The organism is Bacteroides hominis (genome assembly GCF_033042785.2).
Classification (GTDB): Bacteria; Bacteroidota; Bacteroidia; order Bacteroidales; family Bacteroidaceae; genus Bacteroides; species Bacteroides hominis.
Genome location: NZ_CP178829.1, coordinates 4,131,167 through 4,148,989, shown reverse-complemented (window position 1 = coordinate 4,148,989; position 17,823 = coordinate 4,131,167). Strand labels below are relative to the sequence as shown.

At 45.9% G+C, this 17,823-nt stretch carries 12 protein-coding genes and 2 pseudogenes; 5 read left to right on the top strand and 9 right to left on the bottom strand.

What is annotated here, in order from left to right; genetic code table 11:
* Window positions 1-49: 49 nt before the first annotated feature.
* Window positions 50-253, bottom strand: a complete 204-nt coding sequence (locus R3O62_RS17450; RefSeq protein ID WP_317472545.1) for a hypothetical protein — start codon at window positions 251-253, stop codon at window positions 50-52.
* Window positions 254-638: 385 nt separating this feature from the next.
* Here R3O62_RS17450 and mobA point away from each other — a divergent pair, with 385 nt between their 5' ends.
* From mobA to R3O62_RS17425, 5 genes and pseudogenes are all read left to right on the top strand, one after another.
* A complete protein-coding gene (gene mobA / locus R3O62_RS17445) occupies window positions 639-1,067 on the top strand; it encodes a conjugal transfer protein MobA (protein ID WP_002560988.1) in 429 nt (142 codons plus the stop codon).
* The gene (gene mobB / locus R3O62_RS17440; protein WP_002560989.1) at window positions 1,046-2,293 is read left to right on the top strand and encodes a conjugal transfer protein MobB; all 1,248 of its coding nucleotides are present in this window, start codon (window positions 1,046-1,048) and stop codon (window positions 2,291-2,293) included. Before mobA ends, mobB begins: the two co-directional genes overlap by 22 nt.
* Window positions 2,294-2,323: 30 nt before the next feature.
* Window positions 2,324-3,247, top strand: a pseudogene (locus R3O62_RS17435) (YWFCY domain-containing protein); the annotation flags it as partial.
* Between the two features lie 640 nt (window positions 3,248-3,887).
* On the top strand, window positions 3,888-5,540 hold the full coding sequence (gene ltrA / locus R3O62_RS17430) for a group II intron reverse transcriptase/maturase (protein WP_005647985.1): 1,653 nt from the start codon (window positions 3,888-3,890) through the stop codon (window positions 5,538-5,540).
* 4 nt (window positions 5,541-5,544) lie between these two features.
* On the top strand, window positions 5,545-6,750 hold the full coding sequence (locus R3O62_RS17425; RefSeq protein WP_083434161.1) for a TraM recognition domain-containing protein: 1,206 nt from the start codon (window positions 5,545-5,547) through the stop codon (window positions 6,748-6,750).
* A gap of 41 nt (window positions 6,751-6,791) precedes the next feature.
* Here the strand turns inward: R3O62_RS17425 and R3O62_RS17420 are convergent, their stop codons facing one another.
* The 8 genes and pseudogenes from R3O62_RS17420 to tet(Q) all read right to left on the bottom strand — a co-directional run bounded on the left by R3O62_RS17420 (window position 6,792) and on the right by tet(Q) (window position 17,241).
* Window positions 6,792-7,358, bottom strand: a complete 567-nt coding sequence (locus tag R3O62_RS17420) for a hypothetical protein (protein WP_002560991.1) — start codon at window positions 7,356-7,358, stop codon at window positions 6,792-6,794.
* 16 nt (window positions 7,359-7,374) lie between these two features.
* Window positions 7,375-8,538, bottom strand: a complete 1,164-nt coding sequence (locus R3O62_RS17415) for a GNAT family N-acetyltransferase (RefSeq protein ID WP_002560992.1) — start codon at window positions 8,536-8,538, stop codon at window positions 7,375-7,377.
* A gap of 9 nt (window positions 8,539-8,547) precedes the next feature.
* On the bottom strand, window positions 8,548-9,999 hold the full coding sequence (locus R3O62_RS17410; protein ID WP_002560993.1) for an ATP-binding protein: 1,452 nt from the start codon (window positions 9,997-9,999) through the stop codon (window positions 8,548-8,550).
* A 140-nt stretch (window positions 10,000-10,139) separates the two neighbouring features.
* Window positions 10,140-10,742 (bottom strand): RteC domain-containing protein, encoded by a 603-nt coding sequence (locus R3O62_RS17405; protein ID WP_002560994.1) that lies wholly within the window; start codon window positions 10,740-10,742, stop codon window positions 10,140-10,142.
* 238 nt (window positions 10,743-10,980) lie between these two features.
* On the bottom strand, window positions 10,981-11,403 hold the full coding sequence (locus tag R3O62_RS17400; RefSeq protein ID WP_002560995.1) for a dihydrofolate reductase family protein: 423 nt from the start codon (window positions 11,401-11,403) through the stop codon (window positions 10,981-10,983).
* 279 nt (window positions 11,404-11,682) lie between these two features.
* Complete coding sequence (locus R3O62_RS17395) at window positions 11,683-13,005, bottom strand: sigma-54-dependent transcriptional regulator (RefSeq protein ID WP_002560996.1); 1,323 nt, start codon at window positions 13,003-13,005, stop codon at window positions 11,683-11,685.
* A pseudogene (locus R3O62_RS17390) lies at window positions 12,998-15,316 on the bottom strand (ATP-binding protein). The gene R3O62_RS17395 and the pseudogene R3O62_RS17390 overlap by 8 nt, the downstream one beginning before the upstream one ends.
* Window positions 15,316-17,241, bottom strand: a complete 1,926-nt coding sequence (gene tet(Q), locus R3O62_RS17385; RefSeq protein WP_002560998.1) for a tetracycline resistance ribosomal protection protein Tet(Q) — start codon at window positions 17,239-17,241, stop codon at window positions 15,316-15,318. Before tet(Q) ends, R3O62_RS17390 begins: the two are co-directional and overlap by 1 nt.
* Window positions 17,242-17,823 lie beyond the last annotated feature (582 nt).

The window sequence follows — 17,823 nt, the reverse complement described above, 5'->3', positions numbered from 1 at the left end:
ATAATTTATTAAGTTACACATCTGTCCGGTCACGGCAGCGTATTGCCATTCATACGCACGCACGCTTTACCGTCCGTTCATTTACCTGTTCACCAATCCGTCCAAGCCTTGGTTCATACGCATGAATACGGGAATGGAAATCCGGTTGTCCGTTCACACCCGCTTCCGACCGTTTGGACAGATGCCCGGATTGCTGTCCGAACATCCGATTGAAGGGGTGTGCTTTCAGTCCTTCATCCGAATCATGCTGCAAATAAACAATGATATTTTGAAACTTGTATCACTTCCCAAGCAAGTGGCAGCACGTTGCGCCGGTTGGCAGTCATTGACCGGGTCAAGCATCTGTCCGATACCGCTTTAAGGGCGTAACTTTGCCCCCGGACAGCAGGGTTCGCCGATGGTGGCGCAGCCGGAGTCCCGAAAGGTATCTTCCCAATCCGTCCCCTGACGGATTTTTATGTTCACCTGAACATAGCAAGGTATGTTTTCAGCCGCTCAAAATATTTTGAGCATCCCGGAAAACGCCTTGCCCTTGCAGGGGGCGGGCTTTCCCTCCGAAGTCGGAAAGCCTTTCAGAACTGCGGTGCTGTGATCCGAAGCGGCGGCTTATGCCGTCAATCCGCTAAATCCAAAGTAATATGAAAGAGAAAAGGAAAAGCAAAGCAGGGAGAAATCCCAAACTTGATCCGGCGGTGTACCGTTACACCGTCCGTTTCAACGAGGAGGAACACAATCGTTTCCTCGCCATGTTCGGAAAATCGGGTGTCTATGCACGGTCGGTTTTCCTCAAAGCGCACTTCTTCGGACAGCCGTTCAAGGTGCTGAAGGTGGACAAGACGCTGGTGGACTATTACACCAAGCTATCGGATTTTCATGCGCAGTTCCGCGCCGTGGGTACGAATTACAACCAAGTCGTGAAGGAACTGAGGCTGCATTTTTCAGAGAAAAAGGCGATGGCGTTGCTCTACAAATTAGAGCAACACACCGTCGAACTCGTGAAACTGAGCCGCCGGATTGTGGAACTTTCAAGGGAAATGGAGGCGAAATGGTCGCAAAAATCAGTGTAGGAAACTCGTTGTACGGCGCGATTGCCTATAACGGGGAGAAGATTAACGAGGCGCAGGGGCGGTTGCTTACGACCAACCGCATCTACAATGACGGTTCGGGAAAGGTGGACATCAACAAGGCGATGGAGGGTTTTCTCACCTTCATGCCGCCACAGATGAAGGTGGAGAAGCCGGTGGTGCATATTTCGCTCAACCCACATCCGGAGGATGTGTTGACCGATGCGGAATTGCAGGATATAGCCCGCGAGTATCTGGAAAAACTCGGTTTCGGCAACCAGCCTTATCTTGTTTTCAAGCACGAGGACATCGACCGCCACCACCTGCACATCGTGACGGTGCGGGTGGACGATAACGGGAAATGTATCAGCGACAAGAACAACTACTATCGTAGCAAACAAATCACCCGTGAGCTGGAGAAGAAATACGGGCTGCACGGCGCGGAGCGCAGGAACCGCCGGCTTGACACGCCGCTAAGCAAGGTGGACGCATCGGCAGGTGATGTGAAGAAGCAGGTGGCTGGCACTGTGAAGGCTCTGAACGGGCAGTACCGTTTTCAGACGATGGGCGAATACCGTGCGCTCCTTTCCTTATATAATATGACGGTGGAGGAAGCGAGAGGCAACGTGCGCGGACGGGAGTATCACGGGCTGGTTTATTCCGTCACGGACGACAAGGGTAACAAGGTGGGCAACCCGTTCAAGTCCTCGCTTTTCGGGAAGTCCGCAGGTTATGAAGCCGTACAGAGAAAATTTATCCGTTCCAAATCAGAGATTAAGGACAGGAAGCTCGCCGACATGACGAAACGCACCGTTCTTTCCGTGCTGCAAGGCACTTATGACAAGGACAAATTTGTATCCCAACTCAAAGAGAAGGGCATCGACACCGTACTGCGCTACACGGATGAAGGGCGTATCTATGGAGCGACGTTTATCGACCACCGCACAGGATGTGTACTGAACGGCTCTCGCATGGGCAAGGAGCTTTCGGCGAATGCCTTGCAGGAACACTTCACCCTGCCATACGCCGGACAACCGCCGATACCGTTATCCATCCCTATGGATGCTGCGGACAAGGCATACGGACAGACCGCATACGACCGTGAAGACGTATCGGGCGGAATGGGCTTGCTCACTCCCGAAGGTCCGGCGGTAGATGCTGAGGAAAAGGCTTTCATCCGGGCGATGAAGCGCAAAAAGAAGAAAAAGCGCAAGGGCTTGGGTTTGTAATCGGAGTATCAACAATTAAAAAATCAATGTATGTCACAACAAGAAGACGATTTGAGGGCATTGGCGAAAATCATGGATTTTCTGCGTGCCGTGAGTATTATTTTAGTGGTTATGAACGTGTACTGGTTCTGTTACGAAGTCATCCGGCTGTGGGGCGTGAACATCGGTGTGGTGGACAGAATCCTTCTGAACTTCGACCGCACGGCGGGGCTGTTCCATTCCATACTGTACACAAAGCTGTTTGCCGTCCTGCTGCTTGCCCTGTCCTGTCTGGGTACAAAGGGGGTCAAGGGAGAGAAAATCACTTGGGGAAGAATATGGACGGCACTCGCCGCCGGGTCCGTGCTGTTTTTCCTAAACTGGTGGATACTGGCTCTGCCGCTTCCGATTGAGGCGGTGATGGGGCTGTATGTCCTTACCATCGGTACGGGCTATGTCTGCCTGTTGATGGGAGGTCTGTGGATGAGCCGTCTGTTGAAACACAATTTGATGGAGGATGTTTTCAACAACGAGAACGAGAGTTTCATGCAGGAAACAAGACTCATCGAAAGCGAGTATTCGGTCAATTTGCCGACACGCTTCTATTACAAAAAGCGTTGGAACAACGGTTGGATCAATGTGGTGAATCCCTTCCGTGCGTCCATCGTGTTGGGTACGCCGGGCAGCGGCAAGTCATACGCCGTGGTAAACAATTTTATCAAGCAACAGATTGAAAAGGGCTTCTTGATGTACGTGTATGACTTCAAATTCAGCGACTTGTCCACCATTGCCTACAATCATCTGCTGAACCACCCTGACGGCTACAAGGTGAAGCCGAAGTTCTATGTGATCAACTTCGACGACCCGCGACGCTCTCATCGGTGCAATCCCATTCACCCGGATTTTATGGAAGATATTACGGACGCCTACGAGAGTGCCTATACAATAATGCTCAACCTCAATAAAACGTGGGTGTGACCTGTAAAGTCGCGTAATTGATTGTTAAACAGTGATATTAGTTGCATGATTTAACCCGCTGTTCCGTCAGCGGTAGCCTACTATAAGGTGCATCTCCAGTGATGGGTTGTGCCAAGCTTATAGGACAAAGTACACTCTCCGAAAGGACAAGACTGAACCGTGAGGGAACGTCAAGGGCGGTTAGTATCATACTGCCGAGTGGCGAGGCTGGATAGCATGGTTAACATAAGTGAACTGTCTTTAGCCATCGTGAGGTTTGAAGGAGCGGAAGATACTTTAGCTCTCACCAAAAGGTAAGCAGTCGGATAACCCCTGCCCATGTTGGGGTTACACGGACATGGCACTGCCGGTGGACTTGACAGAACCTAAACTATCCTTTTGTCAATTACGTGGAACAGGGCAAGCCTGTATCTCTCTCGTAACAACGCGAGTAAGCGAACCGCAAGGCAAGCCGAAAGGGGTGCAGGTATGAGATAACGGAGAAAGCGAACGCCTCCCTGTAATGGGGAGGATACGGATTGAATCGACATCACGGGCTGATTGTGGATAACATCATCCGACACGAAAGTGGGCAGACTTCCGTATATGGTAACTCTTTACAAGATAACTTTTAGAACTTTCAAAAGGAGGAAAGCAAATGAACGAAACTAAGACATCGTGTGCGCCTGCTGACAACAGGAATCTGACTTGGGACGGTATGAACTGGTCCAAGTGCGAAGCCTATGTCCGAAAGCTTCAAGCGCGTATTGTAAAGGCTCAGAAAGAAGGCAGACATAACAAGGTGAAAGCCTTGCAATGGATGCTCACTCACTCTTTTTACGCCAAGGCATTGGCTGTAAAGAGGGTTACTTCCAACAAAGGGAAGAAAACGTCTGGAGTAGATAAACAGCTTTGGGACTCTCCCAAGCGCAAGTACAAAGCAATCAGTGAACTGAAACGCCGTGGCTACAATCCGCAGCCACTCCGTAGGGTTCACATCAAGAAAAAGAACGGTAAACTCCGACCGTTGGGAATACCGACCATGAAAGACAGGGCGATGCAGGCTTTATATCTCATGGCATTGGAACCGATAGCCGAAACGACAGGCGACCGTTTCTCCTACGGCTTCCGAAAGAAGCGCAGGACAATGGACGCAATCCGTCAGATTGATACGGTTTTAAACCGCCAACATTCTCCCGAATGGATTTTGGAGGGAGATATAAAAGGCTGTTTCGACCACATCAGCCACGACTGGCTCATTGAGAATATCCCTATGGATAAGACAATACTCAGAAAATGGTTGAAATGTGGAGCTGTGTTCAACGGAAAACTATTCCCGACAGAAGAGGGTACGCCACAAGGAGGTATCATATCACCGACACTTGCAAACATGGTACTTGACGGGCTTCAGCCGCTCTTGGCTAAAAGATTCAAAAGACTATGGCGTAACAACAAGACATTCCATTACAAGGTAAATCTTATTCGCTATGCTGACGACTTTATAATCACAGGCCGAGATAAGGAACTATTGGAAAACGAAGTCAAACCAATAGTGATAGAATTTCTCAAAGAAAGAGGTCTTACCTTATCCGAAGAGAAAACTACTATTACGAACATATATGACGGATTTGATTTCTTGGGTTTCAATGTAAGGAAGTTCGGCAAAAAGCTATACACATCTCCGTCCAAAGACGCACAGAAACGCTTTAGGGCAAAAATCAGTGACATAGTCAAAGGACATAAGATGTGTAAGCAGGAATCGCTGATACGAATGCTCAATCCTGTAATCACAGGATGGGGTAACTATTACCGATATGGTGCATCGACCGATGCTTTTCATGGTTGCGACTACCACATTTATAATCTCACGAAGAAATGGGCCTTACGTCGTCACCCTAAGAAACGCAAGTCTTGGGTCGCAGACAGGTATTGGCATGAAATTCGGGGACGCAAATGGACGTTTGCGTGGAAATATGAAACGAAAAGTATGAAAGTGAACTACCTGACCCTTAAAAGATTGTCGGATATACATTATACTCCGTACAAGCAAGTCAAGGGAGAGGCAAATCCTTTTGACCCGGAATACGATGATTATTTCTCTCAGCGTAAGGAGCAACAAATGCTGGAATCTCTCAAAGGACGTAAGTCTCTCTTATATTTATGGAACAAGCAGAACCGGATTTGTCCGTTATGTGGCAAGGAAATAGACTGTACAAAAGCATGGAACGTCAACGAAATATCTGTTGGTGGTTCGATTGTACGGCAACTTGTCCACAACAACTGCTACAAGCGAAATAAACGAAAATGTTGAAAGTATGAGCCGATTTCTAACAACAAATAGAAATATTGAGTTGCTTGAGCCGTATGAGGGGAAACTCTCACGTACGGTTCTTAGGGGAGAAGGGGGCAGCAATGCCCTTGACTTACCCGATGTGCAAAAGCAGGGTGACTTCTTTGTGGAATCACCTATCATTTTGTTCGCCAGTATTATATGGTATCTTAAAATCTATCAGAACGGGAAATATTGCACGTTTCCCCATGCCATCGAATTTTTGAACCGCCGCTACGAGGATATTTTTCCGATACTGACTTCCTATCCCGAACTGGAGAACTACCTTTCCCCGTTCATGGATGCGTGGCTCGGAGGGGCTGCGGAGCAGCTCATGGGGCAGATAGCGTCGGCAAAAATTCCGCTTTCGAGGATGATTTCACCGCAGCTCTATTGGGTGATGTCGGACAGCGAGTTTACGCTGGACATCAACAATCCCGAAGAGCCGAAAATCCTATGCGTGGGCAACAATCCCGACCGTCAGAATATCTACGGGGCGGCTCTCGGATTGTATAACTCCCGCATCGTGAAGCTCATCAATAAGAAGGGGATGCTGAAGTCGTCGGTCATCATAGACGAGCTGCCGACGATATATTTCAAAGGGTTGGACAATCTTATAGCTACCGCCCGAAGCAACAAGGTTGCCGTGTGTCTGGGATTTCAGGATTTCAGCCAGCTGGTGCGCGACTACGGTGATAAGGAGGCGAAAGTGGTGATGAATACGGTCGGTAACATTTTCTCCGGGCAGGTGGTAGGTGAAACGGCAAAGACACTATCGGAACGATTCGGTAAGGTGTTGCAGAAACGGCAGTCTATCTCCATCAACCGGCAGGATGTTTCCACCTCCATTAACACGCAGATGGACGCGCTTATCCCGCCCAGCAAGATTTCCGGTTTGACGCAGGGAATGTTTGTCGGTTCGGTGTCCGACAACTTCAACGAGCGTATCGAACAGAAGATTTTCCACTGCGAGATTGTGGTGGATGCCGATAAGGTAAAACGGGAGGAAAGTGCCTACAAGAAAATCCCCGTTATTACCGATTTCACTGACGCAGACGGCAACGACCGCATGAAGGAAACGGTGCAGGCAAATTACCGGCGCATCAAGGAGGAGGTGAAGCAGATTGTTCAGGAGGAATTGGAGCGCATCGCGGGCGATGACAACCTGAAGCATCTGTTGCAGCAGAAGTAACCTATTAAAATAAGGGAGGATAGCTAAAATCCTCCCTTATTTTAATATTCCTCCAAAAGTTTATTTTGACGTAAATCTTCAATGTAACATGCTAAGTTACTTGAAACTTTATTAAATACTTTATCAAGATATGGGATGATATTTTCCAAATTCAATTCCAACTCTAACGGGAAACTATGATATTGATGTAAAAACCTTGTGATGTCATTTCTTTCTGAAACAGATAAAAGCAAAAATGGATTACTGTTTTTATAATATACCATTGCTGAAAGATGAATAAAAGCGCATCCTAATTTATAAACAAAAAAAGGCCAGCCATAAAATTTATCAGCTAAATCCACCATTTGTTTATCGGTCACGACTTTCTTTGTATTGGGATAAGACCATTTTATTCCCTCCAAAGTTTGGTTTATAAAATGCTCTCTAAGGTTTAAGTCGCTAATTGACAACAAAAACATAACTCTTACCATAGAATCTAATTCTTGACGCAGAATAGATATTACCTGCCCATATAATTGTTGTTGCAACAAAATATTTATAGCGCAAGAATGTTCTCCTGACCTTTGAGTAACTATATCGCAAAATAAATTAATATTATTTGTTTTCATTGTTGAGTGATTTCGCTTATAAGATATAGGATTTACTATTGGTTGCCACATATATCTGATGCGGCATTTCTTTTTCGTTGTATATTATTGTATGGTTGTCGCACAAGGTCATTCCCAGCCTTTCAACCACACGGATGGATGCCACGTTTTCCGGTCGGATACTGCAACAGACAGTTTTCAGTTCCAGCTCTCCAAAGGCGTATTCCAAACACGCGCGGGCGGCTTCCGTACCGTAACCGTTATGCCAGTATGTGTTATCGAGTATATAGCCAAGCTCGACAGTCTCGTTCCCGTTTAGGGTACTATTCATCAGACCGGCTTGTCCTATCAATGCGCCGCTTTCTTTCAGTATGACGGCAAAATATCCGAACCCGTCCTTGCGGTATCGGATGAGTTGCCTGTTTATCCATTTGCGCACGTCCTTTTTGGTAAAGCCGTGTTCCCAAGCGTACATGACTTCCGGCTTTCCCATTATGGCAAGGAGTGCGTCCATATCCTTACGGGTTATCCTGCGGATAAGCAGCCGTTCCGTTTCCATGACGACCAGCGATGCGGAATAGGTCTTTATCTCAAATCCGTCCTCTTTCCATTCCTTCACAAGCCTGTTGATCGTTTCTTCCACCAGACTGTCATAAGCGGCATCGGGAATAACCTTTATAAAAAAGGTGTCACGGGTTTCTTTCATGACCCATTCGTTGATGTCTTTCAGTTCCTTGCCTTCGGGAATGTAATTCTTGTGTATCATGAACTCGTTGATGTTGTCCGCCAACAATTCTTCCAACTGATAACGGATGTCATCCTCCAGTTCGGCAAATGGTATGGTTTCCTCTTCATAGATGCCTTCTATTAAAACATCATCCTCTTCCATATCCTCGTCCGGTGTCTGATTGCCCCGTTTCATGTCCAACATATCCTGCGCGAACTGCCCGGATTCCTTGTCCTTGTACTTCTTGGCATATTTTTCCAGCAGTTCCCAGTCCTGACGGCTCATCGGGCATTTGAAAACGGCTCGTTCCACCTCGTTACAGCGCACCATGTCCGCCTTCACATCATCGGGAAGCGACCGGCATTCCTTGCAGATATGCCGCGAGTGTCCTTTGCCGCTGAATTGCTCGTTGGCTTTGTACTCGCTACAAATCCGACAGTAATGCCCCTGTTGTTTCTTCTTTTTCGCCACCATACCCCGTTATTATATCAACAGTTCTTTTCCTTTATCGGTAAGACGATATTTCTGCCGGGGATGTTTCGGATTTTCCGGGTAAATAGGCTCTACCAAATTCTGCCTTATGGCTGGATACAGATATAGTTCTAAAAAATTACTTTTGTCCTTTAATCCTATCACACACATAATCTCTTTGGTTGAAAGTGTCTGTGTGCCGATTGCAGACAACACCTTTTCCACCTGTGGGGTAACTGTGGGGTGACTGTGGGGTAACTGTCGGGTAATTGTCGGGTCGTGCCCCACAGTTTTTCGGGTATAGCGGAAAATAACCCATACACTATTTCCATCTGTATGAAACTCCGGATCGGGAATGCCGACACGCCGGCATTCGCTTATCATAAGCCCGATGCCTCGTCCCCAGCTTTCCAGAACCTCGCTTTTATACAGAACATTCGCAATAATCAGGTTTTGAGGTTCTGAATTATGCCCGCTCAATAACTTTTCCATTGTTATATCCGGCGGAAAAGTTCCACTGTTCTCAATCTCCACACGGTCATCATAGATGGCAATTCCTACCGAACTGCCGGGACGGTGGTATGAGCGGTGGCAAAGGGCATTTGTGCAGCATTCCCTCAATGCCTTGTAAGGAATCTCAAGCTCTTCCTCCCGATACAAGCCTTCAACTTTGCCCGAAAGGGAAAGATGCTTGAAAAAGAACGACATTGCAGTGTCCAGCAGTGTGTAGATATTGCCAGTGGTACGCTGATTGTCTATAAACTCGTCTTTTGTAGTTCCTTTGAAACGCGCCAACCGAAGCAGGCACTGGGGATAGAAGTAAAAATCACGACCGAACAAGACTGCGGAAGCATTATTCAGTTTTCCGTCATGTAACAGGTTGAATTTTTCGAGTATGGTCGGCAAATCCTCCCTTATGGTGGCTTCGGGTAGGCGACCGCACCGGATGCCTCCACGTACCGCTCCCATAATGGCATGTTCATCAAGGTCAGTAACTTTGATGTCGGGATTCGTCATCGCCTCCCAAGCGTATTTCCCACCTCGCTGCATAAGCAGTTGGTTATATACGTCTTGCGGCATGGAGGATGTCACGCTCTCCAATCGAAGATAAGCCCGTCCCTTATAGGAGAACGGACGCATATAACGTTGGCTGTCCGCAGACAAGGCTATCACACTCTTGTCTGTATTTTGGATACTGATATACGAAACTTCGAGTGTGGCAAATGGTTCAAAACGCCGGATGGCTTCCGCAATATCACGCTTCGTCTTGTCGCTCACTTCCTGCCCGATGATCTTTCCTTTGTCGGTCACACCGAACAACACCGTGCCACCTTCGCTGTTAAGGAAAGCGCAGAGCGTTTCCATGCCGCGCTCCAACTGCCCGGTGGTTTCCTTGAACTCCACCTGCCCGTTTTCCTTTTCGGCTATCAGTTGTTTTACTATATCGAGGTTGTCTATGTTCATATTCAATTCGTAACAATTGTACAAAGATAGCGTTTTTCGCTGAAATTCGGGGCAATAGCGCGCCGAAAACGCCCTTTTTCGTATAGATTTTACTCAAACGGGAGAACAGCATGATACCATTCTCCCGCTTATACCTGATTTTATCTTCTCATACGTTCCAGCTCTTCATCGCGCAGCATTCTCTCGTTCAGTTTCTCCTGCATCTTGTCGAGGAAATAGGTACGGCTTTCGTTTTTCCGACGTTTGATGTCGGTATAGAAGCGGTAGCAATCCTTCGACTCAATACCGAATATCTTGTAGAGAATCGGGGCGAGCTGTTTTAGCGGCATATTGCCGTTGTTGATACAGCCCATCTCGTCTATGCCGTAGATAAGTTCCACGAGGTCGATGGCGTTGCCCGTCCAAAGAAGGCTGGCGGTGGTTTCTGTTGCGTTGTTGGCGGATATTAGTGGTGGCACTTGGGGCGTGGCAAGGAATTTCTGCATCTTTCTTACGAAAGACAGAGCCTTGCTGACGTAGGCGGCAATCTCTCTTCTTTCTTCTGACAGATTACGCACCGGATGGTGCTGCAACTCGATTTCGATGTAGGCAAGCGCGATGACGGTAAGGTTCATGTCCATGCCGCCGTTGCACAGTTCTATTACTTGGGTGGCGAAAGCCGTGTATGCTTTTTCCATATTGCAGTCTCCGGCTTCGTTTATCCGGCGGAAGAACTCGGTTTCCGCCAATAAAAAATAATTCATGTCCTGTCAATTTTGAAATTTTACACTCTGTTTTCGGTATGCGCACATGAATATAATTGGCAAAAAACGCGGCAGAAAACAAAAAATCCAACGCTCAATTTTACAAAGTGTTGTATTTCAGTGGTATAAAATTCAATATTTTTTCACAGGGACAAATTATCTCCGACTTAAATTGTTTGTAATCAGAACATTTATTCTATTCTTGAAAATAAAAATGTATGCTTGCCGCACATTTTGGCTATCTTGCTTTTTTATCAAGGATGTAGATAATGCGGCATACACCGTTGGGAAAACTTTTCAAAGAGGAAAGCGTCCAGTGTTGCTCTGGCAGAGCCGACTTAAAAAAATGTCGTCCGCTTCCGGATATGAAAGGAACGGTGTATAGTATGATTTCATCCACAGCGTGCATACGCAGTAGTCCGTTTATATAGTCTGCCGTGTCCGGTGTGGCTTCCGCGAGGTAACGGATGTTTGTGCCGTCTTTTCTCCATTCGTGCAGCATTGAAATGGAATAGTCTGGTGTCACGCGGTAAAGGGCGTTCTTCCTGATTTCATCAAGACCGCAACGGTCAAGGCACAAATCCTGATGTGCTTTATAATATAACTCTGAAGAAAGACATCCGTCCATCGTCAGTACGGCGAGAATCTGAACTTTACCCATAATCGTTACCTTTCATTAGGCAAGGGCAAAAAAGTAGCGTGCAATTCACACTACCTTCAAGCGATGGCTCTGGTAAAGCCTTTACGGAGAGTACGTGAATGCACGCTATGCGTAAGCATAGCATAAGCATCACGCAATCGTCTCCGTAGTTCCAATTTACCAGATTTTCGCTTGAAACGCCTTGCGGTCTTATCCTATATGTTGGCGGCGAAAAGCTCCTGCCAATCGCCGTTTTTCTCAAATGTTATGCAAAGATAGCCAAATTCAGTGAATTACAGGCTATGATTGCTTGAATTTATATTTAAGTCCATACTCTTCAAGTTTGCTGTATAGTGTTGTCCTGCCTATTCCGAGCAGTTCGGCGGCGACACTCCGGTTGCCGTTTGCCTGTTTCAACGCACGCAATATCCGCTCCTTATCCTCCGCGTCATTGCGCAGGGCGAAGTTGACAGTAGAGGTCGGTTTCGTCACGGCAAGTTCCAGATGCTCTTTCATGACAACACCTTCCTGCGCCTGCAATACAGCACCCATAACTTTCTGCCGAAGTTCCCGCACGTTGCCCGGCCATGCGTGTGTCAGCAACGCTTTACGTGCTTCGGAACTGAACCCGCTCACGCTACACTCCAGCTCTCTGTTTGCCATATCACGGAAGAACTCTGCCAGCGGCATGATGTCTTCCTGACAGTCACGCAACGGAGGAACGGTTATCCCGAAGTCGTGCAGGCGGTACAGAAGATCCTGCCGAAAACGCTTTTCACTCACTGCCGCTTCCAGATCCTCGTTGGTGGCGGCGATGATGCGGACATTGAAACTCCTGTCTGCCTTGTCTCCGACCGGGCGATACCGCCTCTCCTGTATGGCGCGGAGCAACATCTGTTGGGTTTCCAACGCGAGGTTTCCTACCTCGTCCAGAAACAGCGTGCCGCCTTCCGCCTCATGGAAATATCCTTTCTTGGCACAATCTGCTCCTGTAAACGCTCCCTTGACGTGTCCGAAGAAGGCCGAGGGCGCAAGCTCTTTGGTGAGTGAACCGCAGTCCACCGCCACGAATGGCTTGACTGCCCGCTTGCTCTTGTCGTGCAGGTGGTGGGCAATATGTTCCTTACCCGTGCCGTTCTCTCCGAATATCATCACGCTCATATCGGTAGCGGCTACCAGCCTTATACGGTGCATGATTTTCTGAAATGCGGAACCGTCACGGGCGAACACAGGCATACGGCGTTGTCCTGCCTGACGTTCTTTCAGTATGGAACGGATCAGGGGGACAAGTTTATCCTCCACAAGCTGTTTGGGAATATAGTCTATCGAGCCGAGTTTCATGCTTTCCACGGCGGTATTAACTTCGGCGTAGTCGGTCATAATGATGAAGGGCTGCATCTTTCCCTCCTTTCGCATCCAGCGCAAAAGGTCAATGCCGTTACCGTCAGGCAGGCGCAGGTCGGCAACCACGATGTCATTATCTGTCGCCTGTTGTAGATGTTTCTTCGCGGTTGAGAGGTGGTAAGCCTTCACGGTGCGGTAGCCCTCCCGCGCCAGCATGTTGCAGACAAACTCGCAGTACACGATATTGTCTTCTACCACAATTATTGTTGTCTTATCCATCTTCGTATTTTCTCCTTTCCTCTTCTGCCAACCGGATTATTTCCGCTCCCTTATCCAGCACGGCAGTCACGGCATGGCTTAACGCTTCACCATCCGGGAGTACATCGCCATGAAGCAATCTGTAAAGTACATTTAGCGGTTGGTCGGCACGTAGCACCTCCCACGAGCTGCGCAGGTGGTGTGTCAGGGAATCCAGCTTTTGCAGGTCTTTTTCTGTTGCCGCTTCCCGTATTGTCTGCATCTCTTTTTCAGTTTCCGTCATCAACTTTTCCAGCATAACGGCTTCATTGCCGTAAGACAGCAAAGCTGAAAAATCCGGTTTCCCGTCCGGTGTTTCTTTTATGGCACACCTGTCGGAAACCTCCATCAACTCCGATATGGAGAACGGCTTGAACAGGCATCCGGCAAAGCCTTTTGCCAATAGTTCCCCTTTGTTACAACTGCCCGAAGCGGTTGCCACAACCACCGGGATTGTTGGTGAATTGCCCACGTTGGACGAACGCAACAGTTCCAGTAATTCGAAACCGTTTATACCGGGCATATTCAAGTCTGTCAGCAACAGGCTGTATTCTTTCTGGCGTATCATTTCCATCAGTTCCGCAGCATCGGTGCAAGTGTCGCAGTGTATTCCTTCTTAGGAGTACATCTCTTTCAGCATCAGAAGTAATACCTCATCATTGTCAATGGCGACAACATCATGGAATTTATTGTTATGATAAACAGGTGTATTGCTTGTATATCCAAGCTGTTCTTCAGCTTCCTGCATAGAAATTTCAACTGTGAAACGACTGCCTTTCCCTTTCTTGCTGTCCAAACGGATTGTTCCGCCAAGCATCGACACAATATTACGCATTATGGCAAGCCCAAGCCCGAAACCCTCCTTTGCGGCGGCATTTGATAGACGTTCAAACGCACCGAACGCTTGTTTCTGTTCCTCTTCTGTCATGCCTGTACCTGTATCTTCAACGACCAGTGTCAGAACTCCATTATCATATTCAGTAATCAAAGAAACACCGCCTTCTTCTGTGAACTTGACTGCGTTTGACAGCAGGTTATTCCCGATTTGTATTATTCGCTCTTTGTCGGTCAATACAATGGCATCGTGTCCAGTCTTCACGGACAAGGACAACCCTTTGTTCACTGCAACAGGAATGAACTCCGTTTCAAGTGTGTGCGTGATTGCAGAAATCCGGCAGGGTGACAGACGGGGCTGTTCCTTGCCGTTGTCCAGGCGGAAGAAGTCAAGCAAAGTGTTGAGCATATCCCGCATACGGTCGGAGGATTGCAGTATATTTCGGATATATTGCCCATTATTACCGCTATTGCATTCTTTCCGCAAAAGTTCGGTATAGCCAGTTATTGCCGTCAGTGGTGTACGCAACTCATGGGTAATAGTATGTACCGCTTTCTTTCGGGAGGTTATGAGTACCTCATTTTGTTGCACGGACTGTTCCAATTGCTCGATCAAATCCGTTGTCTTGCGTTTGTATCGTTTAATGTTCTTTGCATCACGGTGTATGATGATATAGGAAATGACCAACAGCAAAAGAACAAATCCCATCAAGCCGCCTATCTGCATAAATGATTTTTTACGCATCGCTGTTATCTCGCTTTCTCTATTTTGTAAATCAGATTGTACCTTCTTTTCGATTTGGCAAATCAATCCTTGCAGTTGTCTGTTAAGTTCTGCATTACGGGCAGCAAGACTATCGGCTTGTTCTGACAATCGACGGCTCTGCGCTTTCTGTTCGTTGACCATGTTTCTATTGGATGAACGGAGCGTAGTCGTTGTTGTCGTTGGCTTCGTTCCCTCTTTTTTGCCAAAGATGCCCAAGAAACCTTTTCGTTTTGGCTTTTTGGACTGTTCCTGCACACTTTTCTGCACAATAACCGGAATTTGATTGGCTATCTTCTTGTTAATAGATTGTTGTTCATCCATTAACCGGACTATCTGGAACATCTGTCGTTCCTTATCCTCTAAAAGACTGCGCACACTATCGATGCGCTCTGCTGGATAGGTGGCCTTGAAACGGCAGAGCATACTGTCCATTGCCATACGCCGTGCATGGTAATGCTCGATATCTTTATCGTTCCATTCCAGTATTGTTTCACCCAATAGAGAAAATTTTATCATTTGAATATTGATATTGTTTATTTCTTTTCGGAGCTCGTCTATTTTTTTATTGCCAAGTTCTAATGCTTCTATCTCCTGCCATTCATAGAGGCTATTATATGCCATACATCCGATAAGAATGGAGATAAGTATATATCCCAACTGTATTGCCTTATAGAAATTTCCTGACCGCTCCATTATTTTGATGACATTGATTTTTGGAACATGAATAAAAGTTTATCTTTTTCGTTCATGCGGATATTATCAGAATAATCGCCTTTTGTTATTTGATACCCGCATGGCTTGACCATAAAAACGCCTAAGCCCTTAGTGTATGAACTTACTTCTGAGGCGTAGTCTTTACTTGTATTTAATGGAACTTTCCCTTTAATATGACACCACTCATTATTGCAACTGATGTCTTCAATCTCAGACATCATTTTTTGCAAATCTGTAATAGCTTTGGAACTTGCCGCTTGGGGTATCTGCAACTCAAAATAGAGCATCGGTTCGAGAATGTCCACACCTGACTGTTGCAAGGCCAGCCTGAAGACATAAGGGGTCAGCTGTCTGAAATCAGCAGGTGTACTTACCGGGCTATAATACTCGGCTTGAGTAAAAGTTACTTTCAGATCAGTCACTTCCCATCCATGTAAACCAGATTGGCAAGACATACGAATCCCTTCAAAAACGGCATTTTGAAAAGAATGGTTCAGATAACCATAGGAGATGTCACTTTCGATTTGCAACCCTGTCCCTAACGGCAAGGGTTCAAGCGTCAGCCCTATTGTGGCCCAGTAAGGGTTGGGTGGCACTTCGATCTGAATAATCTTATTGACCTTTTTTACAGGTCGTTCTTTGTAGATAGTCTTGATCTCATCAAAATGGACCTTTACGGAAAATCGTTCTTCCAGCAATGTCTGTATGATTTCCTTTTGTGTCAAACCATATAACGAGATTTCCAATTCATCACTATATGAGTTTATGGAAAAGGACAAAGACGGGTCTTCAATCCACAATGTATTCAGAGCGGATATCACCTTGCTTCTCTCTTCGGACCTGTCTGGCCGGACGGAGGATTTGAGAGCGGGATGCTGATGAGATAACCCTTGAATCAAACAAGGTTTAGTACCTAAATAATCTCCGATTCGAAAATCTTCCATATCTTCTACAATCGCGATATCATTGGCCCCCACTTCATCAACATTTATCTCTCTGCCCTGATAAATAGTCTTTAGATTTTTAATCTTGATGAATTTTTCCGAATCGTTGATTCTTACAATGTCTCGAAGTCTCAGACTTCCGTCAATTATTTTTAGAAAACTTCTTTTATGTCCTTTGGGGTCATGCTCTATCTTATAGAGATAAGCTGAAAGTCTGTTTGAGACTGATTCTGGAGGAAGTATAAAAGAAGAGATGGCGTCCAACAACTCATTGATACCGATATTGAACATTGCTGATCCATGTAGTACCGGATAGACTTTGGCTTTTGCCACAAGATCGATTATCGTATTCCAATAATCAGCCGGTGAAATTTCGCTATCCGCCAAATATCGTTCTAATATATTGTCGTCATGGTTGCATACAAATTCTTTGTATTCTTCCTTTATATATGTTTGGGAGCAAATCGGATAAACCAATCCATCGACAACAGTTTGCATAAACAGGACATCTTGAGACAGATTTGTTTTTATATCCAGATACAAACGCTCTAAATTCACACCGTCACGGTCAATTTTATTGATAAATATAATTGTCGGGATTTGCAGTTTTTGTAAAGTATTGAACAGCAACTTTGTTTGCGCTTGTATGCCTTCCTTTGCGGATAAGATGAGGACTGCTCCATCAAGCATTTTGAATGTCCGCTCCACTTCCGCAATAAAATCCATGTGTCCCGGAGTGTCAATGATATTGCATTTCACTCCATTCCAGATAATAGATGTCGTAGAAGCCCGAACAGTAATTCCTCTACGTTTCTCTATATCCATAGAGTCTGTTATGGTGTCACCATTATCCACACGGCCGCACTTTTCCGTTGCTCCACTGGCAAACAGCAGATTCTCGGTTACGGAAGTTTTTCCTGCATCAATGTGAGCAAGAATTCCTAAATTTATAATATTCATTTGGATTAAGCAATAATATACTACAATAGATGCATTGTCGAAACGCACCTTTTAATACCTCCTCGTAGCATGTGAGAACTACAGGATTACTAACTCGTATTAATATGTATATTATTACTGCCGCATAACGATTACAAAATTACACAAAAAAATATATCTAACAAAAGTGGGAGGATTTTTTAACTTTTTACCATAGACATTTTATTAGGGAAGCGTAGGTTCAACTGGTAAGTACAAATAAGTAGAAATGTTTGAACAACAACGTTTTAGGAAGTTGAAAAAAATCAAGTTTCTCTCTCGGTATAACGTTTATTTTGGCCAATATCTTCTTTAGTTTGGCATTTGAGTATTTCCCATTCGTGTTCTATTTAGCTCCTTATTATGAGTATGTAGCAAGTTGCTTATCAAATTCAGCCTCTTTGAGGGTCAAATATGGTTTTGCAAATGGTGACTGACAAGACATAAACAAGGTCAGCAGGATTTTTTACATAAATGGACATGAATGTATATAACCTAAAATAAGAATAAATTTTAATAAGGGCTGCCCAAAAAGAAAAAAAATGCAGTTGCCATCCTACAGAT

Bases quoted from the DNA above. Each gene is read 5' to 3' on its own strand.
- mobA (WP_002560988.1), top strand. From the start codon at position 639: ATGAAAGAGAAAAGGAAAAGCAAAGCAGGGAGAAATCCCAAACTTGAT.
- mobB (WP_002560989.1), top strand. From the start codon at position 1,046: ATGGTCGCAAAAATCAGTGTAGGAAACTCGTTGTACGGCGCGATTGCC.
- ltrA (WP_005647985.1), top strand. From the start codon at position 3,888: ATGAACGAAACTAAGACATCGTGTGCGCCTGCTGACAACAGGAATCTG.
- R3O62_RS17425 (WP_083434161.1), top strand. From the start codon at position 5,545: ATGAGCCGATTTCTAACAACAAATAGAAATATTGAGTTGCTTGAGCCG.
- R3O62_RS17420 (WP_002560991.1), bottom strand. From the start codon at position 7,358: ATGAAAACAAATAATATTAATTTATTTTGCGATATAGTTACTCAAAGG.
- R3O62_RS17415 (WP_002560992.1), bottom strand. From the start codon at position 8,538: ATGGTGGCGAAAAAGAAGAAACAACAGGGGCATTACTGTCGGATTTGT.
- R3O62_RS17410 (WP_002560993.1), bottom strand. From the start codon at position 9,999: ATGAACATAGACAACCTCGATATAGTAAAACAACTGATAGCCGAAAAG.
- R3O62_RS17405 (WP_002560994.1), bottom strand. From the start codon at position 10,742: ATGAATTATTTTTTATTGGCGGAAACCGAGTTCTTCCGCCGGATAAAC.
- R3O62_RS17400 (WP_002560995.1), bottom strand. From the start codon at position 11,403: ATGGGTAAAGTTCAGATTCTCGCCGTACTGACGATGGACGGATGTCTT.
- R3O62_RS17395 (WP_002560996.1), bottom strand. From the start codon at position 13,005: ATGGATAAGACAACAATAATTGTGGTAGAAGACAATATCGTGTACTGC.